Origin of the sequence: Janthinobacterium sp. CG3, from assembly GCF_000344615.1 — a bacterium.
Taxonomy (GTDB): Bacteria; Pseudomonadota; Gammaproteobacteria; order Burkholderiales; family Burkholderiaceae_D; genus Janthinobacterium.
The window spans coordinates 370,390-389,556 of record NZ_KB467824.1 but is presented as its reverse complement, the minus strand read 5'-3'; the positions used below and the strand labels follow the sequence as shown (position 1 = coordinate 389,556).

The 19,167-nt window shown below is 67.9% G+C and carries 17 protein-coding genes; 7 read left to right on the top strand and 10 right to left on the bottom strand.

The window, feature by feature from the left end; genetic code table 11:
* Positions 1-36: 36 nt before the first annotated feature.
* The 3 genes from JANGC3_RS28110 (at position 37) to JANGC3_RS0101865 (ending at position 3,911) form a co-directional block, all read left to right on the top strand.
* On the top strand, positions 37-2,229 hold the full coding sequence (locus JANGC3_RS28110; protein ID WP_017874780.1) for an ATP-binding protein: 2,193 nt from the start codon (positions 37-39) through the stop codon (positions 2,227-2,229).
* On the top strand, positions 2,226-3,527 hold the full coding sequence (locus JANGC3_RS0101870; RefSeq protein ID WP_017874779.1) for a response regulator: 1,302 nt from the start codon (positions 2,226-2,228) through the stop codon (positions 3,525-3,527). The genes JANGC3_RS28110 and JANGC3_RS0101870 overlap by 4 nt, the downstream gene beginning before the upstream one ends.
* Positions 3,528-3,677: 150 nt before the next feature.
* On the top strand, positions 3,678-3,911 hold the full coding sequence (locus JANGC3_RS0101865; protein WP_035788054.1) for a DUF3820 family protein: 234 nt from the start codon (positions 3,678-3,680) through the stop codon (positions 3,909-3,911).
* 25 nt (positions 3,912-3,936) lie between these two features.
* Here the strand turns inward: JANGC3_RS0101865 and JANGC3_RS30530 are convergent, their stop codons facing one another.
* The 9 genes from JANGC3_RS30530 to JANGC3_RS0101820 form a co-directional block, all read right to left on the bottom strand.
* Complete coding sequence (locus JANGC3_RS30530) at positions 3,937-4,629, bottom strand: hypothetical protein (protein WP_017874777.1); 693 nt, start codon at positions 4,627-4,629, stop codon at positions 3,937-3,939.
* Between the two features lie 130 nt (positions 4,630-4,759).
* A complete protein-coding gene (locus JANGC3_RS28100) occupies positions 4,760-7,315 on the bottom strand; it encodes an ATP-binding protein (protein ID WP_051068195.1) in 2,556 nt (851 codons plus the stop codon).
* Positions 7,316-7,322: 7 nt separating this feature from the next.
* Complete coding sequence (locus JANGC3_RS0101850; protein ID WP_232429637.1) at positions 7,323-8,375, bottom strand: ABC transporter substrate-binding protein; 1,053 nt, start codon at positions 8,373-8,375, stop codon at positions 7,323-7,325.
* Complete coding sequence (locus tag JANGC3_RS0101845; RefSeq protein WP_017874775.1) at positions 8,372-9,226, bottom strand: arginase family protein; 855 nt, start codon at positions 9,224-9,226, stop codon at positions 8,372-8,374. The genes JANGC3_RS0101850 and JANGC3_RS0101845 overlap by 4 nt, the downstream gene beginning before the upstream one ends.
* Positions 9,223-10,461, bottom strand: a complete 1,239-nt coding sequence (locus JANGC3_RS0101840; RefSeq protein WP_017874774.1) for a sulfotransferase — start codon at positions 10,459-10,461, stop codon at positions 9,223-9,225. Before JANGC3_RS0101840 ends, JANGC3_RS0101845 begins: the two co-directional genes overlap by 4 nt.
* Positions 10,458-11,159 carry a methyltransferase gene (locus tag JANGC3_RS0101835; protein WP_017874773.1) on the bottom strand — a complete coding sequence of 234 codons (702 nt, stop codon included), beginning with the start codon at positions 11,157-11,159 and terminating at the stop codon, positions 10,458-10,460. Before JANGC3_RS0101835 ends, JANGC3_RS0101840 begins: the two co-directional genes overlap by 4 nt.
* Before the next feature lie 67 nt (positions 11,160-11,226).
* Positions 11,227-12,873 (bottom strand): response regulator, encoded by a 1,647-nt coding sequence (locus JANGC3_RS0101830; protein WP_017874772.1) that lies wholly within the window; start codon positions 12,871-12,873, stop codon positions 11,227-11,229.
* Between the two features lie 252 nt (positions 12,874-13,125).
* Entirely contained in the window at positions 13,126-13,509 is a 384-nt protein-coding gene (locus JANGC3_RS0101825) for a glutaredoxin domain-containing protein (protein ID WP_017874771.1), read from the bottom strand.
* A gap of 91 nt (positions 13,510-13,600) precedes the next feature.
* The gene (locus JANGC3_RS0101820; RefSeq protein ID WP_017874770.1) at positions 13,601-14,527 is read right to left on the bottom strand and encodes a LysR family transcriptional regulator; all 927 of its coding nucleotides are present in this window, start codon (positions 14,525-14,527) and stop codon (positions 13,601-13,603) included.
* A 153-nt stretch (positions 14,528-14,680) separates the two neighbouring features.
* Between JANGC3_RS0101820 and JANGC3_RS0101815 the strand changes: the two genes are divergently transcribed.
* The 4 genes from JANGC3_RS0101815 to JANGC3_RS0101800 all read left to right on the top strand — a co-directional run bounded on the left by JANGC3_RS0101815 (position 14,681) and on the right by JANGC3_RS0101800 (position 18,638).
* Positions 14,681-15,385: a pirin family protein gene (locus JANGC3_RS0101815; protein ID WP_017874769.1), complete on the top strand. Its 705-nt coding sequence runs from the start codon at positions 14,681-14,683 to the stop codon at positions 15,383-15,385.
* 269 nt (positions 15,386-15,654) lie between these two features.
* Positions 15,655-16,263: a GTP cyclohydrolase II gene (ribA, locus tag JANGC3_RS0101810; RefSeq protein ID WP_198291976.1), complete on the top strand. Its 609-nt coding sequence runs from the start codon at positions 15,655-15,657 to the stop codon at positions 16,261-16,263.
* A gap of 36 nt (positions 16,264-16,299) precedes the next feature.
* Positions 16,300-17,655 carry a S1 family peptidase gene (locus JANGC3_RS0101805; protein WP_017874767.1) on the top strand — a complete coding sequence of 452 codons (1,356 nt, stop codon included), beginning with the start codon at positions 16,300-16,302 and terminating at the stop codon, positions 17,653-17,655.
* The gene (locus JANGC3_RS0101800) at positions 17,652-18,638 is read left to right on the top strand and encodes an FHA domain-containing protein (protein WP_017874766.1); all 987 of its coding nucleotides are present in this window, start codon (positions 17,652-17,654) and stop codon (positions 18,636-18,638) included. Before JANGC3_RS0101805 ends, JANGC3_RS0101800 begins: the two co-directional genes overlap by 4 nt.
* A 53-nt stretch (positions 18,639-18,691) precedes the next feature.
* Here JANGC3_RS0101800 and JANGC3_RS0101795 read toward each other — a convergent pair whose 3' ends face one another.
* Positions 18,692-19,087, bottom strand: a complete 396-nt coding sequence (locus JANGC3_RS0101795) for a hypothetical protein (protein ID WP_017874765.1) — start codon at positions 19,085-19,087, stop codon at positions 18,692-18,694.
* Positions 19,088-19,167: the final 80 nt, after the last annotated feature.

The window sequence follows — 19,167 nt, the reverse complement described above, 5'->3', positions numbered from 1 at the left end:
CGGCCACGCCGCGGCACCCGCAAGGAGCAACATTAGATGCACCTTAGACTGCGCTCATCCATCGTCCTCACGGTCGTCATCGGGCTGCTGATCCCGGTCTCGATCAGCAGCGTGCTGACGCTGGGCCAGCGCGAGCGGGCGCTGATCCTGCGCAGCGAAAGCAACCACGCGCGCGCCGCCGACATCCTCTCGCTGGGCATGCAGGAACCGCTGTGGAACATCAATCCCGAGGGCGGCCTGCCGCTGCTCGAATCGCTGCTGGGCGACACCCGCGTCGTCGCCATCACCGTGCGCGACGGCAAACAGCGCGAATTCCTGTCGAAATATTATCCGGAGCGGCGCAAGGGCCGCCAGTTCAAACTCGACAAGCCGGTGCTGCACGAGGGCAAGCAGATCGGCGACATCAGCCTGACCATGGACAGCGGCCAGCTCGACGGCGAAGTGGCCAACGACCGCTGGGGCGTGGTCTGGACCGTGCTCGGCCAGCTGCTGTTCAGCGTGGTGCTGATCGTCACGCTGCTGCAGCGGCGCGTGCTGATACCCATCAAGCGGCTGATGCACGAATCGGGCCGGCTGGCCGAGCGCGACCTGTCGACGCCCTTCGTCTGGCAGCAAAAGGACGAGCTGGGCAGCCTGGGCGGCAGCCTGGAGCACACGCGCCAGGCGTTGCAGGCGCTGTTTTCCGAAATCGAAAGCAAGAACCGCATGCTCGAGGCCGACATCCAGCACCGCGCGCTGACCGAACGCGAACTGCAGCGCCACCGCGAGCACCTGGAGGAGCTGGTGCGCGAGCGCACCGCCGAGCTGCAACTGGCCAAGGAGCGCGCCGACGTCGCCAACCAGGCCAAGAGCACCTTCCTGGCCAGCATGACGCACGAACTGCGCACGCCGCTCAACGCGGTGCTCGGCTACGCCCAGATCCTCAAGCGCGACAAGGGCCTGAGCGAGCGCCAGGCGGTCGGCCTGAACACCATCCAGCAAAGCGGCGAGCACCTGCTGATGCTGATCACCGACCTGCTCGACCTGGCGAAAATCGAGGCCGGCAAGTTCGAGCTAGTGCCCGAGCCGGTCAACCTGGCGGCCTTCCTGGCCGGCATCGTCAACATCATCCGCGTCAAGGCCGAGCAAAAACACCTGCGCTTCGTCTTCCAGGGCGACGCGCAACTGCCGCACACCGTGCTGATCGACGAAAAGCGGCTGCGCCAGATCCTGCTGAACCTGCTGGGCAACGCCGTCAAGTTCACCGACGCCGGCGAGGTCCGGCTGCTGGCCTCGGGCGGCAGCGAGGCGGGCGACCGGGTGCGGCTGCGCTTCGACGTCGAGGACACCGGCGTCGGCATGAACCCGGGCCAGCTGGGCCACATCTTCCAGCCGTTCGAGCAGGTCGGCGACACCCAGCGCAAATTCGGCGGCACCGGGCTGGGCCTGTCGATCAGCCGGCAACTGGTGCGCCTGATGGACAGCGACATCGGCGTGCGCAGCGAACTGGGCGCCGGCAGCGCCTTCTTCTTCGAAATCCACGTCGGCCAAAGCGCGATGGAGGTGGCGCCGGCCGGCGAGCGGCGCATGGTCGTCGCCTACCAGGGCGCGCGCAAACGGGTGCTGGTGGTCGACGACATCGCCGCCAACCGCGACATGCTCAAGGAATTGCTCGACACGCTGGGCTTCGACGTCGAGCTGGCCGAGAACGGCCTGGAAGGGGTGCAGCGGGCCGCCGCCAACGCCCCCGACGTGGTCTTGATGGACATCGTCATGCCGGTGATGGACGGGCTGGAGGCGACCCGGCGCATCCGCGCCCTGCCCGGCCTGGCGCGGGTGGCCATCATCGCCATTTCGGCCAGCGTCAGCAAGGAGGAAGAGGAAGACACCCTGCTGGCCGGCGCCAACGCCTTCATGACCAAGCCGGTCGACCAGAACCTGTTGCTGGAAAAAATCGGCGGCTATCTGGGGCTGACGCTGCTCTACGAGGCGGACAGCGAGGCGCCGCCCGCCGCGCCGGGCGGCGCCGACGGCTTGGCCGCGCCGCCCGACCATGAAATCGAGATACTGGTGCAACTGGCCAAGGAAGGAAACATGCGCGACATTCGCCGACAGGCCGACCACATCGAAGCGCTCGACCCGCGCTACCAGGCGTTCGCCGAGCGGCTGCGGCAACTGGCGAGGGCCTACCAGTCCAAGGCCATCCTGGAAATGGTCAACGCCCACGCCAAGGAAAGGGACGCCAGATGAACCCGGCAACCGTGCTGATCATCGACGACACGCCGGCCAACGTCGCCGTGCTGGCCGACTATCTGGAGGACCAGGGTTTGCGCGTGGTGGTGGCGCAGGACGGCGAGGAGGGGCTGGAGCGGGCGCAGTTCGTCCGGCCCGACCTGATCTTGCTCGACGTGATGATGCCGGGCATGGACGGCTTCGAAACCTGCCGGCAATTGAAGCTGCGCGCCGAGCTCAAGGACATCCCGGTCATCTTCATGACCGCGTTGACCGACTCGAGCAATGTGGTGAACGGCTTCGCCGTCGGCGGCGTCGACTACGTCACCAAGCCGATCCAGATCGAGGAGGTGCTGGCGCGCATCAACACCCACCTGTCGATGCGGGCGATGCACCAGCAGTTGAGCGAGCAAAACCTGGTGCTGCGCCAGGAGGTGGCGATGCGGCTGCAAACCGAGGCCGAGTTGCAACTGGTCAGCGACGAGCAGCAATTGCTGATCGCCAAATTGCAGCAAGCCCACGACCAGTTGCTGCAGTCGGAAAAAATGGCCTCGATCGGCCAGCTGGCCGCCGGCATCGCCCACGAAATCAACAACCCGATCGGCTTCGTCAACTCCAACATGGGCGCGGTGCAGGGTTATTTCGACACGCTGTTCAAGGCCATCGACGCCTGCGGGGAGGCCATCGCGCAGGGGCCGGACCAGCGGCAGATCGCGGCGCGCTTCGGCCAGCTCAAGCAGGCCGCCGAATTCGACTACCTGAAGGACGACTTCGCCGAGCTGATGAAGGAGTCGCTGGAGGGCTTGAAGCGGGTCAAGGACATTGTCCAGGCGCTCAAGGATTTCTCCCACGTCGGCGAGTCGAACTGGCTGGCGGCCGACCTGCACCGCGGCCTGGACAGCACCTTGAACATCGTCAACAACGAAATCAAGTACAAGGCCGAGGTCGTCAAGCAATACGGCCAGCTGCCGCTGGTGAAATGCCTGGCCTCGCAGCTGAACCAGGTGTTCATGAACTTGCTGGTCAACGCCGCCCACGCGATCAAGGAATTCGGCGTCATCACGATACGCACCGGTTGCAGCGGCGCGGACTGGGTCTGGGTGGAAATCAGCGACACCGGCCAGGGCATCCCGGCCGACATCATGAAACGCATCTTCGAACCGTTCTTCACCACCAAGGCGGTCGGCAGCGGCACCGGCCTGGGCCTGTCGCTGTCCTACGGCATCGTCAACAAACACGGCGGCCGCATCGAGGTGCGCAGCGAGCCCGGCCAAGGCTGCTGCTTCACCGTGCACCTGCCGGTCAACCCGCCGTAGCGCCGCCCAGTTGCTGTCGCGTAGGTCGGATTAACGCACGCGCAATGCGACAATGTTGGCCGAAGCGTCGACAATGCGGCGCGCCGCCGGCCGCCGTTCTGCTATATTTGCGGCGATTCGCCAACCCGACCCACCACGCACATGTCGACCATGACTCCAGAGTATTTAAGTTTGTTGCTGACCCTTGAGATGCCTTACGGGAAATACAAAGGCCGCGTGATCGCCGACCTGCCCGGCCACTACCTGGGCTGGTTCGCGCGCGAGGGCTTCCCCTCCGGCGATCTGGGCAAGCTGATCGCCCTGATGTACGAGTTGGACCACAACGACCTGCGCCACCTGCTCGACCCGCTGCGGCAGCGCCCGCCGGCCCGCCGCCCGCACTGAACCGGGCGCGCCGCCCGCCACCGCGTCACTGCTTGGAATACACGCCGCGCAGTCCCGAATCGGGGTCGCTGACCTCCAGGCCGCCCTTTTCCAGGCGCAACTGCAAACGCTCGAACGGCGGCGCCCGCAGGTCGCTCTCGTTGACGGCAATGGCGGCGATGTTGTCCTTCGAGCGCGCCGGCGGGATCGCCAGCCATTGCCACTCGCCCTTGGCTTGGGCGCGCCGCAGGCCGGCGCGGGCCCATTGCTCGCTGGCCGGCATCTTGACGATGGCGTCGCCGTTGCGGTCGGTGACGGCCGTCTTGGTCTGGCCGGACTTGCTCTCGAATATCACTTCGATGTCTTGCACCGGCCCCACGCGCGGCACGCCGACGATCGCCACCCACGCGCCCTTTCCGGCCGGTTTGCGGATGTTCAATTCCTCCTCGGTAAACAGGCGGAACGCCATCTTGTCCGGGCGCGGCGTCGCTACCAGCACGACCTTGTCGCCGTCGACCTCCCAACGGCCCTTGGCGGATTGATCGACGGCGCCGTAACTTAACATCCACTCGAATTTGCCGTCTTCGGCCAGCAGCAATTCCGAGCCGACTTCGGTCATGCCCTGCAGGTAATAATGCCCCGGCAGGGTCTTCCCGGCGGCGCCGTCCAGCGCTTGCGCCGGCGCGGCGTGGCCCAGCGCGGCCAGCAACAGCGAGCCGATCCAAACAGTTTTCTTCATCAGGTATCCCATCAAATGTTACCGGGTGCCGTGGCCGGCGGCCCCTCGCACCCCGTGTTCACATTCTAGCGCCGCTTGAGATGGACCGAGGTTCGGTAGCGCGGGCGCGCCGGCGCGCCCGCGCCCGCCCTCACGCCGCCGGGCCCTGCTCGGCGCCCTCGAAGATTTGCGTCAGCGCGCAGCGCAACTCGCGCAGCTTGGGCGGCTTGCTCAGCACGCAGTCGACCTGCACCATGTTGTCGCTCTCCGGCACCAGCCGCTGGCCCCAGCCGGTCAGCATGATCAGCGGCGTCCGCGGCGACATGCCCTTGATCGCCGCGGCCACCTTGCGCCCGTCGACGTAGGGCATGCCGAGGTCGGTGATCACCAGCGCGAACGGCTCGCCCTGCTCCATGGCGGCGCGGAAGGTGTCGATGCCGGCTTGGCCGCCGTCGGCCGCGACCACCGCGTGGCCGTCGATTTCAAGGATGTCGCGCAGCGCCTTGAGCACCATCGGGTCGTCGTCGACCAGCAGGATGCGCAGGCTGGCGGCGATCGGGTAGGAACCGGCCGGCTGCGCCAGCTCGGCGGCGACCGCCGGCAGCAGGAAGCGCAGGCTGACCACGGTGCCCTGCCCCGGCGCGCTGCGGATGTCGATGTGGGCGCCGTGGCGCTCCATCATGCCGTACACCATCGCCAGGCCGAGGCCGGTGCCGCGCTCGCCCTTGGTGGTGAAGAAGGGTTCCAGGCAACGCCGCTTGGTGCTCTCGTCCATGCCGACGCCGCTGTCGCACACTTCCACCAGCACCACCCGCGGCAACGCCGGCGCGCCCGCCGGCGCCAGCTCCGGCTCCGGCGCCAGGCGCGTGCGCACCGTCAGCGCGCCGCCGTCCGGCATGGCGTCGACGCCGTTGAAGATCAGGTTGGTGAGCGCCTCGCGGATCTCTCCCTCGATGCCCATGATCGCCGGCAGCCCCGCCTCGAGCTCGGTGCGCAGGTCGATGACGATGCCGCGCTGCTGCGGCATGTCGCTCCAGCGCGCCCGCGTCAGGTCGACCACCTGCCGCACCAGCAGGTTGGCGTCGACCGGCGAGAGCGACAGCTGGGGCTCGCGCTGGCGGTAGAATTCGCGCATCCGCGCCACCGTCGCGGCGACGTCGTCGATGGCCCGCTCGATCACCTCGAGGCAGTGGCGCCCGTGCGGACTGAGGTTGACCTCGGTCTCGAGCAGCGACTCGGTGTACAGCGCCACCGGCGAGATGGCGTTGTTGATGTCGTGGGCGATGCCGCTGGCCATCTGGCCGAGCGCGCCCAGGCGCTCCTGCTGCATCACCGATTGCTGGGTCTGGCGCAAGTCGTCGTAGGCGCGCTGCAGCGCGCCGTACAACTGGGCCTGGTTGGCGGCCAGCGCGACGTGCTCGCTCAACTGGCGCAGGAATTCGCACTCGCCGCTGGAAAAGCTGTACGGCGCGCGCCGCGCCACCACCAGCACGCCGAACACGGTGTTCTCGGCCAGCAGCGGCGCCATCACCAGCGCGCGCAACTCGCCGCGCGCCAGCCGCTGCGGGAACGGGAACGCCACTTCGCCGATGTCGGCCTCGTAGACCAGCTCGCCGCGCACGCAGCGCGACAGGCCGTTCTCGTCGATCGGGATGCGCGACAGCTCGCTCATGGCGAATTCGCGCGCCAGTTGCTCGCTGAGCAGGCCGACGCTGGTCACCACCAGCATCTTGTTGGCCGGCTCGTACAGGCAGATGCAGCCGAAGTCGAGCGGCAACTGGTCCTCCAGGCTGCGGATGACGACCTGGAAGATGCTGCGCAGGTCTTGCCGCTCGCCGATCGAGCGGGTGATCTGGTGCAGCAGGTTGAGGCGGCCGAGCTGGGCGTGGACCTTCTGCTCGGCCTGCTGGCGCACGATGATCTCGCCGTGCAGCACCTCGTTGGCGTGCACCAGGTCGTCGCGCGAGACGGTGGTGCGCTTGAGCTTTTCGGTCATGTGGTCGAACGCCCGCGCCAGGTCGCCGATCTCGTCGGTGGTGTCGACCCCGAGCGAGAAGTCGAGGTTGCCGGCGCCGACGATCAGGGTGCCCTCGCGCAGCTTGTCGAGCGGGCGCGTGACGCTGCGCAGCGTGATGACGATGACGCCGGCCACCACCAGGATGACGATGCCGCCGAAGGTCGCCACCACCAGGTTGGCGCGCCGCTGCGCCTGCAACACGCCTTCGCGGCTGCGCTCGGACAGGCTCAGCGCCGCCGAGATCATGGCCTGGGTCTTGTTGGTGATTTGCCCGGACAGGCGGGTTTCGAGCTCGTCGAGCACCTCGGCGCCGACCCGGCCGCCGGCGCGGTGCATGCGGTTCGTCACCAGCAGGCCGAACAGGACGTCGACGCGTTCGAGGTTGTGGCGCATGCCGGCGACGACGTCGCGCTCGTCGCCGCCGTCGAAGTCGCGCGTGGCCGCCAGCGACTTGGCCAGCGAGGCGTTGCGCTGCTGCCATTGGATGCGGGTGCGGTTTTGGTGGTGCAGCGCGTACTCGAGCGACAGGTAGCGCAGCGCCGTGACCGCCTGCAGCACCTGGCTGGCGCTCTCGTTCTTGGCCAGCTCGCGCTTCATCTGCTGGCCGGTCAGCCACAGCATCGCGACGATCACCGCCACCACGATCACGCAGAACAGTTCGGCCAGCTTGAGTCGGGTCGAGATTTTCACGGCGCCCTCAATGGATGATCGTCACGGCGGACGGCTGCACCGCCTCGAGGCCGTCGAGGTAGACGTAGTCGAGGTAGTTCGGCACCTCGGTGCGCTGCGTCATCTTGTTCTTGATGGCCCAGCGCGCCTGGTCTTCCAGCGCCAGGATCAGGCCCTGGTCGAGCACCACGCTGAAGCGGTAGCTCGGCCACGAGGCTTGCCACTTGCTCTGGTCGCCCTTGGTGCGGGCGGCCAGCACGGCGCGCGCCGCCTCCGGCTGCCCGGCGCAAAAGCTGGCGCCGCGCACCAGCGCGCGCAGCACCTTCTTGATGGTTTCCGGGCGGCTGGCAACATAGTTGCGCATCGCCGCCAGGTTGTAGATGCTTTCGTACACGTCCTGGCCGTAGAACACCACGGCGTTGCTGCCCAGCTGGCTCTGCATCTGCGTCAGGAACGGCTCCCAGCTGGCCACCGCGTCGACGTCGCCCTGCTCCAGCGCCGCCGCCATCTCCTCCGGCTTGTAGTTGCGCATGATCACCTCGTTCGAACGCAGCAGTTGGCGGTTGAGGAAGGCGTCCAGCGTGAAATGGCCGGAGGTGCTCAAGCTCACGCCGATGCGCTTGCCCTTCAGGCTGGCCGGCGTGACGACGCCGTTGTCGCGCCGGCCGACGATGCCGTGGTCCTTCTCGGTCTTGAAGAAACTGGCGATAACCGACACCGGACTGTCGTTCAGGCCGGCGAACATGATGGGGATGTCGGCCACCGTGCCCAGGTTGGCCTTGCCCTGCAACACCGCCTCCATCGCCGCCTTGCCGCTCGAATGCGCCTGCAGCACGGCGAGGATGCCCTCGTCGGCGAAATAGCCGCGCTCCAGCCCGGCCACCACCGGGCAGCTGCCGACGTAGTCGATATTGGTGGCGATCACCACCTGCTCGGCGTCGCCGTTGCCGGCCGGCCCGGCCGGGCGGTGCAGCCAGGCGTACAGCGCCGCCAGCGTGCCGACGGCCAGCAGCAAGGCCCAGCCCCAGGCGGCGCGGCCGCCGCCGCGGCGCGGCAAGTGCCGTTGCGGCCCGGCCATCATCGCCCCCCCCGCGGCGCGGCGGCGCGCGCCGGCTCGCCGTCGAGCTCGCGCAGCAGCGCCAGGCTGGCCAGCGCCGCCGCGTTGTCGGCGTCGCCCTCCTCGTGCCAGGCCGAGACCGACACGGCGACGATGCCCATGCCGCGCAGCGCGCGGAACAGCGCGTGCATGTCGGCCCAGCTGGGGCCGTGCTTGACGTGGTATTTCAGCGCCGGCGTGTCGGCCTCGGCGTCGACGACGTCGGTGTCCCAGTGCAGGTACAGGCTCTCGTCCGGGCGCAGGTGCGAGAGGACGGCGTCGATGCCGCAGGTGACGATGGCCGAGGCCCGCACCGCCTCGGCCTCGCCGGGGTCGAGCTCGCGCGCGTCCGACAGCACGACGCGGTGCTCCGGGTAGGCTTGCACGCCGACCGCGGCGACGAAGGCGCCGATGGCGTCGCGCCCGGCCTGGCGGCGGTCGCCGCGCCCGACCAGCACCGCCAGCGGCATGCCGCCCAGGTACTGGGTCTGGGTCGTGCCCCAGGTGTGGAAGTCGCCGTGGGCGTCGAGCCAGAGGATGCGCTCGGGCGCGCGGCCGCCCTGTTGCAGCCCGGCCAGCACGCCCGAGGTCGACATGCAGTCGCCGGCGATGCACACCGGCACCAACCCGGCCCGCACGCGCTGTTTGACGGCCTCGGCCAGGCGGGCGTAGATCAGGCCCATCCTGCGCATTTTTTCATTGGCGTCGGCGATATGCGTCTGCCGCAAATCCGGGTCGGCGATGACGTCCCAGTCGTGGCCGTCGAGGTCGGCGACGCGGCACAGGCCGGCGCGCCACTGGCCCATCAGGAAGGGCACGATCAGGTGGCGGTTCATCGCCAGCCCTCCGGCTTCATCGCGTAGCCGAGCGTGGCCATCATCGCCCGCACGTCGCGCCGCTCGCCCAGTTCCAGCATCAGTTGCTGGCGCTTTTTCCAGCGCATCGGCCGCGGCGCGTCGGTCGCCATCATCACCCGCAGCGCCGGCGGCGGCGCCATCGGCCGCGCGCCCAGGTGGTCGGTGATGCGGTTCAGCTGCGCCCCCGGCGAGGCCAGGAATTGCTCGAACGAGATGCGCAGCGCCGCCACGCCGCTGGCCAGCACCGCGCGGTGCGCCGACAACCACTGGTTCAGGCAGACCTGCTCCAGCGTCGCCTCGGTGAATTCGCGCCAGTTCGGCGGCAGGTCGAACTTCCACCAGCGCCGGCCGAACGGCGTCAGTTCGGAATAGCCGCCGATGGCCAGGCGCTGGCCGACCCGGCGCAGGTCGTGCGAGAAAAAGCCGACCGGCGAGAGCCAGCCGTCCATCAGGCCGTTGACCGACTGGGCGTAGCCGCGGCTCAGGTGCAGGTAGTGGACGCGCGCGTGCGGGAACAGTTGCTGGTAGATGCCGATGCGGTAGACGTCCGACGGCGCCTTGAACAGCACGATCTTGTTTTGCGCGTCGTGCGCCGTGAACGGGCGCTGCTGGTGGCGCGGCACGACGAAGGGCGGCTCCTCGATTTTCGCCGCCTCGTCGAAGCACGGGCCGCCGCCGCCGGCGCCGCCGTCGTCGTAGTAGTTCAGGCGCCACGGCGCGTCGCGGTACACCTCCGCCAGCACGCTGCGCTGCAAGCGCTGCTCGTCGCCGACGCCGTCCGCGGCGGCGTCGGCCAGCGCCCGCCCGATCGCCGCCGTCAGCCGCCGGTGGCCGGCCGGCTCGGCGAACAGCGCCGGGAATTGCAGCAGGCAGCGGTTGACCCAGCGCCGCTGCAGCGCCGCCGCCGGCGCGGCGTGCGGCTGCGGCACGCCCAACTCGTCGAAGATGTTGTCGGCCACCGCGGCCGGGTTGGCCAGCGCGTCCAGCGCGTCGCTGTCGGCGTTGTAGCCGAAGCCGTTGCCGGTCAGCGCCAGCAGCGGTTCGATCTCGCCGTCCAGCGAGGCGATGTCGGGATGGCCGGCGAGCACCTCCTTGAGCAGGCTGGAACCGGAGCGCGAATTGCCCAGGATGACGACGACGGTGCGCACCAGCGGCGCCAGCGGCGAGCGGCGCACGCCGCGCAAGCGGTTGACCGCGTCTATCAGTTCGCTCATGCGGCTGCCGTCGCGCGCGCCCGCTTCATGACGAAGGCGTAGAAAGTCTTGGTGCCTGCCTTGTCGGCCGAGGCCGTCGCCATCGCCCGCACCGTGAAGCCGGCCGCCTTGGCCAGCTTGCGCACCGTCTCGACCGAGCCGAAGTTGGCGTGGGCGAAGTAGATGCGCCCGTCCGGCTTCAGGTAGCGCCCGACGTCCTGGAAGAACAGCGTGTTGGTCTGGAAGTCGGTGTCCCACTGCGACTGGGCGACGACGTCGTGCGCCGGCTTGTCGCGAAACGGCAGGTTGGCGGTGATGACGTCGAACTGCTCGTCGCCGACGCCCTCGAACAGGTTGGAGCGGCGCACTTCCATGACGGCGCCGAAACCGTGCTGGCGGGCGTTGTAGCTGGCGCTCTGGATCGCCGCCGGGTTGACGTCGACGGCCAGCACCCGCCCGGCGCCCTGGTAGCAGGCGAACACGGCGATCACGCCCGAGCCGGTGCCGACGTCGAGCACGCTGTCGCCACGGCGGATGCGGAAGTTCTGCACCAGCGGCTGGCTGTCGGTAAACGGCCAGAAGGTGTTCGGGAAGACCAGGAACTCCTTGTCGAGGTAGCGGATCGACTTGCCGCCCTCGGGCACTTCCTTGAACAGCTTCTGCCGGCCTTTTTGCCAGCGGTCTATTTGTGCATCGTTGCTGCCGGTTACGTTGTGCATGTCAGCCACCTTTCAAAAAAACTGCCCGTCGGAAGGAAAGAACTGTTTGAAAATGTGCCGCGCGCCGCTACGCGCGCTGCGGCTCGGCGCCCAGCCGCAACGCGCCGTCGATCGCCTCGCCGAAGCCGGCGACGTCGATCGGTTTGCTGATGTAGCCGAAGAAGCCGGCCGCCATGCCGCGCCGCACGTCGCTGCGCATCGCGCTGGCGGTCAGCGCGATGACCGGGATATGCGCGGTGTTGGGGTCGCTGCGCAACTGGCGCAGCGTTTCCACCCCGTCCATGCCGGGCAGGTCGAGGTCCATCAGGATCAGTTGCGGCGCGTGCAGGCGCGCCAGTTCGATGCCGCGCTGGCCGTCGGTGGCCGTCAGCAGGTCGAGGTCGGCGCGCAGGCGCAGCAATTCGCGCACCAGTTGCACGTTCATCGGGTTGTCCTCGACGTAGAGCAGGCTGCGGCGCGACCGGGCGGCGTGCTGCGGCGGCCCCGCCCGGGCGGCCTCCGGCCCGGGCGCCGCCGCCGCCGCGGCCGGCGCCGGGCCGACCCCGCGCAGCGCCAACTCGACCCAGAAGGTGCTGCCGACGCCGACCGTGCTGGTGACGCCGATCTCGGCCTGCATCGCCTCCGCCAGGCGCTTCGACAGCGCCAGCCCGAGGCCGGTGCCCTCCTCGTTCGAGCCTTCGCGGCCGAGCCGGTTGAAGGACTGGAACACGGCGTCGAGCTGCTCCTGGCTCAGGCCGGCGCCGGTGTCGCGCACGCAGATGCGCACCCGCCCGGGCCGCGCCGGCTGGCACTCCAGGGTCACCGAGCCGTGTTCGCGGTTATACTTGATGCCGTTCGAGAGCAGGTTGACCAGCACCTGCTTGAGCCGGGTGCGGTCGGCCAGCACGTACAGCGCGGCCTGCGGCGGGAACGCCAGCGTGATGCCGCGCTGCTGCGCCAGCGGCGCGATCATGGCCTGGCAGTCGAGCAGGACCTCGGCCAGCGCGACCGGCTCGAGCGAGAGCGACAGCGCGCCGGCCTCGACCTTGGCCAGGTCGAGCACCTCGTTGATCAGCGTCAGCAGGTGGCGCCCGGCGTCGACGATGTGCCAGGCGAATTTTTTCTTTTCCTGCGGCGTCGACGGCAGCACCTCCGACGTCAGCACCTGGGCGAAGCCGAGGATGGCGTTGAGCGGGGTGCGCAGCTCGTGGCTCATGTTCGACAGGAACACCGACTTGGCGACGTTGGCGCGTTCGGCCTCCAGCTTGGCCAGTTCGAGTTCCTTGTTCATCGCGTCGAGTTCGACGGCGTGCTCGCGCGCGCGCTGTTCCAGCATCGCGTTCTTGATGCGCAGCAGGCGCGCCTCCTGCGCCCGCGCCAGGATCGGCAGTAGCGCCGCTACCTTGAACGGCTTGACGATGTAGTCGAGCGCGCCGATTTTCATCGCCAGCACCGCCGAGGCGATGCTGCCCTCGCCGGTCATGATGATGCAGGTCAGGTCGGCGTCGAGCTTGCGCGCCTCCTGCACCAGGGCGATGCCGTCGATGCCGGGCAGCATCAGGTCGGTCAGCAGCAAGTCGAAGGGTTCGCTGCGCAACAGCGTCAGGGCGGCCTCGGCGGTGACTAGGCCGGTGGTTTCATAATGGTGCGCGCCCAGCGTGTCGCACAGCGCCCGCATATGCGCCGCCTCGTCGTCGACGATGAGAATGCGGGGATGCGTGCCGGGTGTGCTCATACAGCCTCCATGCTGCCGCGGAAAATCCGGTACCGGCGATGTGGGGCAGTCCCGTAGCGCGCCCGCCCCCAGTTGGCAATCTGGACGCTCACACTGTCGGCCGGCGTGCGCAACGGCGCATGGCATCCCCTCCTGAACAGCTGAAAATCGCAGCAACTTGTTTCAGAATAGCACCAGCCTAGGCCGCCAATATACGCGCATTGTCACCGTCCTTTGCGGCGGATCAATGAAGCCCGGCCATGGCGGCCATGCCTAGCGCACGTTGATCTTTCGGGCCAGCAACTGTGCCAACTCGCCGCTGTCGAGCAGGCTTTTCAGCTCACTGGCGCCGCCGATCAGCACGCCGTGCACGAACACCATCGGCAGCGTCGGCCAGCCGCTCCACATTTTCAGCGCGGTGCGGCGGCGCCACTGGCTCAGGTAGCTGCCGTATTCCAGGTAGTGGTAGGGCGTGCCGAGCGTGTCGAGGATCTTGCGGGCCTTGCGCGGGAAGGGATTTTGCGCCATGCCGACCAGTACCACCGGATGGGCGGCGACGGCGGCCTTGACCTCGGCGACGATATCGGCGTGGCTGGCGCTGACCCTGGCGCGGATGGCTGGATGTAAATGCGTTTCGTCGAGGATGCTGCGGCTCATGGGAATCCCGTGGTAGAGGTGGTGGCGGCGCCGGATGGCGGCGAGGGTAATGTCTGGCGCATTGTAACGTTTGGCCGGCGCCGCGGCCGCCTCAACCGGCCCGGCCCGGCAAATGCGCGAGCAGGCGCTGGAACAGGCCCGGCTCGCGCATGCGCTCGCGCCACCAGTGCAGCGCGGCGCCGCCCTCGCCGGCGCGCCAGGCCAGATAGAAGGTTTCGGCCGGCTTCGGCTCCTCCACCTGCTTCTCCACCAGCAGGCCGCGGGCGATGGCGGCGCGCGCGCACGGCTCCGGCAGGAAGCCGAAGCCGAGCCCGGCGACCTGGTAGTCGTACTTGCTGTGCATGCTGGGCACGGTCAGCGCGTCCTGGCCCAGCGGCAAGCCGACGGTGCGCGGCGCCAGCTGGCGGGCGGTGTCGGCCACCACCACGGCGCGGTGGTGCTGCAACTGGCCGCGCCCCAGCGGCGCCGGCTCGCGCGCCAGCGGATGGCCGGGCGCGACGGCAAAGACGAAGGACAGCGTGCCCAGCGGCTGGGCCACGTAACCGCCGCCGGCCGGGCCGTCGCCGGGCGCGCCCACCAGCAAGTCGACGCGGCGCTCAAGCAGCGCCTCCCAGGTGCCCGACAGGGCCTCGGCGACCATGCGCAAGCGGGTCTGCTGCGCCACGGCGTAAAAGGCGCGCGCGTCGGACTCGAAGGCCAGCGCCGAAAACATCGAATCGTAGCCGATGCCCAGCTCGGTTTCCCAGCCCGAGGCGACGCGGCGCACGCGCTGTTCCAGGTCGTGCGCCGCCTTCAACAGGTAACGCCCCTCCTTCAACAACTCCTGGCCGGCGCGGGTCAACAGCACGCGCGGACCGTTGCGTTCGAATACTTGCACGCCCAGGTCGCCCTCGAGTTTGGCGACGGTGTAGGAAATCGTCGACGGCACCCGGTGCAATTCCTTGCCGGCCGCCGAGAACGAGCCGCGGCGGTCGATCGCGTCGACGATTTGCAACGCTTCCAGGCTGAGTCTGAGCATTCGATTTTTTCGATAGTAAGGCTGTATATTTTCCGTTTTTTGTTTCCGGAAACGGCGCGTACACTGTGCTTCATCGAGGCGCAGATACGCGAAAGGCGGCAACGGGGCCGGTTGAAATTATCGCATATCAGCCTTAAACCAATGGAGTTAGCCATGTTACAAATTCGTCAAAGTGAAGATCGCGGCCAAGCCAACCACGGCTGGCTGGCCTCGCAGCACAGTTTCTCGTTCGGCCACTACCACGACCCGCTGCACGTCGGTTTCGGAGCGCTGCTGGTGATTAACGAAGACCGCGTCGCGCCGGCCCAGGGTTTCGGCAGCCACGGCCACCGCGACATGGAAATCCTTTCCTACGTGCTGGACGGGGCGCTTGAGCACAAGGACAGCATGGGTAGCGGTTCGGTGCTGCACTACGGCGATGTGCAGCGCATGAGCGCCGGCAAGGGCGTGCGCCACAGCGAGTTCAACCACTCGCACAGCGAAGGCCTGCACTTCCTGCAAATCTGGATCGCCCCCAACGTCAGCGGGATCGAGCCGAGCTACCAGGAAAAGCATTTCGATCCGGCCAGCAAAGCGGGGCAACTGCGCCTGGTGGCGTCGGGCGACGGCCGCGACGGCTCGGTGCTGATCCACCAGGACGCCTCGCTGTACGCCAGCATTCCGGCGCCGGGCCAGCGCCTGCAGCACCGCCTGGCGGCGGGCCGCAACGCGTATGTGCACCTGATCCGCGGCGCGCTGCTGGTCAACGGCGCCGCGCTGAAAGGCGGCGACGCGCTGAAAATCAGCGACACCGAGCTGGTCGTATTGGAACAGGCGGACGACGCCGAAGTGTTGCTGTTCGACCTGCCGCCGGTGTAATCCAGCAAAGGGCCGCGCCCGGCGTTGGCACCCAAGGCAAGCGGCCCCTTGGTTTTTGCTTGCGCCGGCATCGGCCCGGAGTGCTAGCGCTATTTGAATATAGTCGAAAAGCGGACAACGAATTATTTCCCGTCCAAGTTTTGGTATGATGACAGGGCGCGCCGGATCTGATGCAGTCGGATCGGCGCGCCTTTTTACTTTTATCGTTACTTTTTAAGAGCACAGCCATGCAGCGCGCAGACACCCCGGTTAAAGAAGAATTGGACTATATGAGCTCTTGCGCGTTGCCGACGCCGTGGGCCCAGTTCACCCTGCACGCCTTCGTCGAACACGCCACCGGCAAGGAACACCTGGCCATGACGCTGGGCGACATCGGCGACGGCGAACCGGTGCTGGCGCGCGTCCACTCCGAATGCCTGACCGGCGACGTGCTGTTCTCGCAGCGCTGCGACTGCGGCGCCCAGCTCGAGGGCGCGCTGAAGAAGATCGCCGCCGAGGGCCGCGGCATCCTGCTGTACCTGCGCCAGGAGGGGCGCGGCATCGGCCTGATCAACAAGATCCGCGCCTACCGCCTACAGGAGGCCGGCGCCGACACCGTGCAAGCGAACGAGCAACTCGGCTTCAAGGCCGACGCCCGCAACTACGCGCTGTGCCAGCCGATGTTCGGCCAGTTCGGCATCACCAGCCTGCGCCTGATGACGAACAATCCGCGCAAGATCGACGCGATGGAAAAACTCGGCATCAAGGTCGCCGAGCGGGTGCCGCTGCTGGTCAACCGCAACGCCTTCAACCAGCACTATCTGAACACCAAGGCAAGCAAGCTCGGCCATATGATGACGCCGGCCACCCCGCCGGCGCCCGAGGACGGCGCGCTGTAGTCGTTTGTCGCGCCGGCACGATTTCCCAGGAGATGCATGAATTTACCTAAGCTCGCGCTGTGGCTGGCCTGCCTGAGCGGCGCCGCCATCGCGGCGCCGCCGACGCCGGCCGAGGCGCCGCCCACCACCACGGCCACGGCCACGGCCGATACCGGCACGACGGCGGCGTTACCGGCGCCGTCCACCGCCGCGCAAAAACTGTATTCTTCCGCCAAGAACGACATCCTGCAGGTGCGCGTGCTGCTCAAGAGCGGCCGCACCCAATCGTCGGTCGGCTCGGGCTTCCTGATCGGCACCGGCAACCTGGTCGTCACCAATTACCACGTCGTCTCGCAATTCGCGCTGGACCCGGACACCTACGTCGGCGAATGGGTCGACACCGGCGGGCGCCGCGGCAACGTCGAACTGCTCGCCGTCGACGTGCTGCACGACTTGGCCGTGGTGCGGGTCAACCGCAACGGCACCGGCTTTTTCAAGATGCCCGACCAGCTCGCCGCGCTGACCCAGGGCCAGTATTTGTATTCGCTGGGCAATCCGCTCGACCTCGGCTTCGCCATTTCCGAAGGCTCCTACAACGGCGTCATCCTGCGCAGCTTTTACGAACAACTGATGTTTACCGGCCCGATCAACTCGGGCATGAGCGGCGGCCCCAGCGTCACCGTCGACGGCGACGTGGCCGGCGTGAACGTCTCGAAGCGGCTGGACGGCGAGCTGGTGAGCTTCCTGGTGCCGGCCCGCTACGCCCAGCAATTGCTGAACAAGGTGGCGGCGCAGGCCAAACCGCCCAAGGATTTCAAGCCGGTCGTCAGCGAACAATTGCTGGCCCATCAAGCCATGCTGGTCGAGCGCCTGCTGGGCACGCCGCTGACCTTGAAGGCGATGGGGCCGTACCGGGTGCCGGTGCGCGAATCGGAACAAATGCGCTGCTGGGGCCGCTCCAACGTCAAGACCGACACCCCCTTCATGATCGACAACACCAGTTGCGCGATGGAGGCGGCGATTTTCATCTCCGGCACGCTGCAGACCGGGCAAATCTCGATGCGCCACGAATTCCTGCGCAGTAACACGCTGGGGCCGGTGCGCTTCGCCGAACTGGCCGGCGCCGCGTTCAAGAACGAGCACTTTGGCAGCCACAAGGACGCCCACCTGACCGGCCCGAGCTGCACCGAGCAATTCGTCAAGAACCACAGCCTGCCGCTGCGGGCGGTGCTGTGCGTGCGCGCCTACCGCAAATTCGCCGGCCTGTACGACTTCGCGCTGCTGACGGCCAGCGCCGACAGCGGCCTGATGAGCCTGCAAAGCCGCATCGACGCCCGCGGCGTGTCCTACGACAACGGCCTGCGCAGCGCCCGCGTCTTCCTCGACGCCATCGCCCGCGGGGGCAAGCCGTGAGGCCGCCGTACTGGATTGAAACGCTGGCGCGCAACGGCGAGGTGCTGAACCGCCACCAGGCCGGCGCGCTGCCGATCCGCCTCGGGCGCGGCTACGACAACGACGTCATCCTCGACGACGCCCACACCGCCGCGTGCCACGCCGTGATCGAGGCCGACGCCGACGGCCGGCCGGTGCTGCGCGACCTGGGCAGCCAGAACGGCAGCGTCCACCGCGGCAAGCGCCTGGCCAGCATCGCGCTCGACGGCGACACCGTGGTGCGGCTGGGCCACACCAACCTGCGCCTGCGCGGCGCCGACCACCCGGTGCCGGCGGAAGCGGCCGACACCACCATGCACGGCTGGGAGGGCGGCACGCCGGCGCTGCTGGGACTGGGACTGGTCGGCGCCACCACCGTGCTGAGCACCTGGCTCAGCGACGCCCAGCCGTTCCAGGCGGTGGCCTACCTGCTGGTGCTGTCGTACGCGCTGGCCGGCGGCCTGGTGTGGGGCGCCGTCTGGGCCTTCGGCAACCGCCTGTTCGGCCGCCACGCGCGGCTGGGGCGCCACCTGTTCATCCTCGGCTGCGGCATGGTCGCGCTGCAGGCGTGGGAACTGCTCAGCTCCGTGGTAGCCTACTCGTACTCGCTGGAATGGTTGACGCGCTACGGCCGGCACGCGCTGATCGCGATCGTCTGCGGCATGGTGTTTTTCCACCTGCGCACGATCAAGCCGCGCCATCCGCGCCGCCTGGCGGCGACCTGCCTGGCGCTGCTGCTGGTCGGCTCCAGCCTGGCCCTGATGAGCAACCTGCAACAGCACGGCCGCCTGGCAGACGAGCCGTACATGTCGGTGCTGCTGCCGCCGGCGTTCCGGCTCAGCCCGGACCACAGCCCGGACGAGTTCCTCAAGCGCGCCGCCGCGCTGAAAGCCGGCGTCGACGCCGACCGCGCCAAAGCGGCCGCTGGCGGCGAAGCCGACGACAACGACGAGCAGGCGGATTAAACAGCAAGCCGGCGCCGCCCCCACGGGGTCTGGCCCTGGGCTTGCGCCCCGGTTTACCTCAGCGAGCGCAAAAACAAGCCCAGGCCGCCAACGGCCAGCACCAGAATGACCAGCAAATCAAACGCGCTCATGCTGCGCAGACTGAAATTAACCGAAGTGATCACGCCGAACAACAGCGCCGCCAGCGAACCGATCGCCAGCGTCCAACCTAGATAGCTGCCGGCCTTGTAAAACACTATGCCGACGCCAAACACGAACGGCACCAATATCATGCCACCGGACACGCCATACGAGCCGCCGTAACCGGACCAGCCAAAGACGCGCGCGCCCATGCCGAAACTGGAACTGACATCGATCGCCTTGAACAACATGTAAAAACCGGCGCACATCATGACCAAGCCAATGAAAAACTGGCCCACCCCGCCGTCGCTTCCGCCCGCACCCTTCATCTTGCCGCCTCGCCCAATTGGAAAATAGCGTTAACTATAACAAAAAGCCCGCATATCGCGGGATTGAGCTTGGGACACAT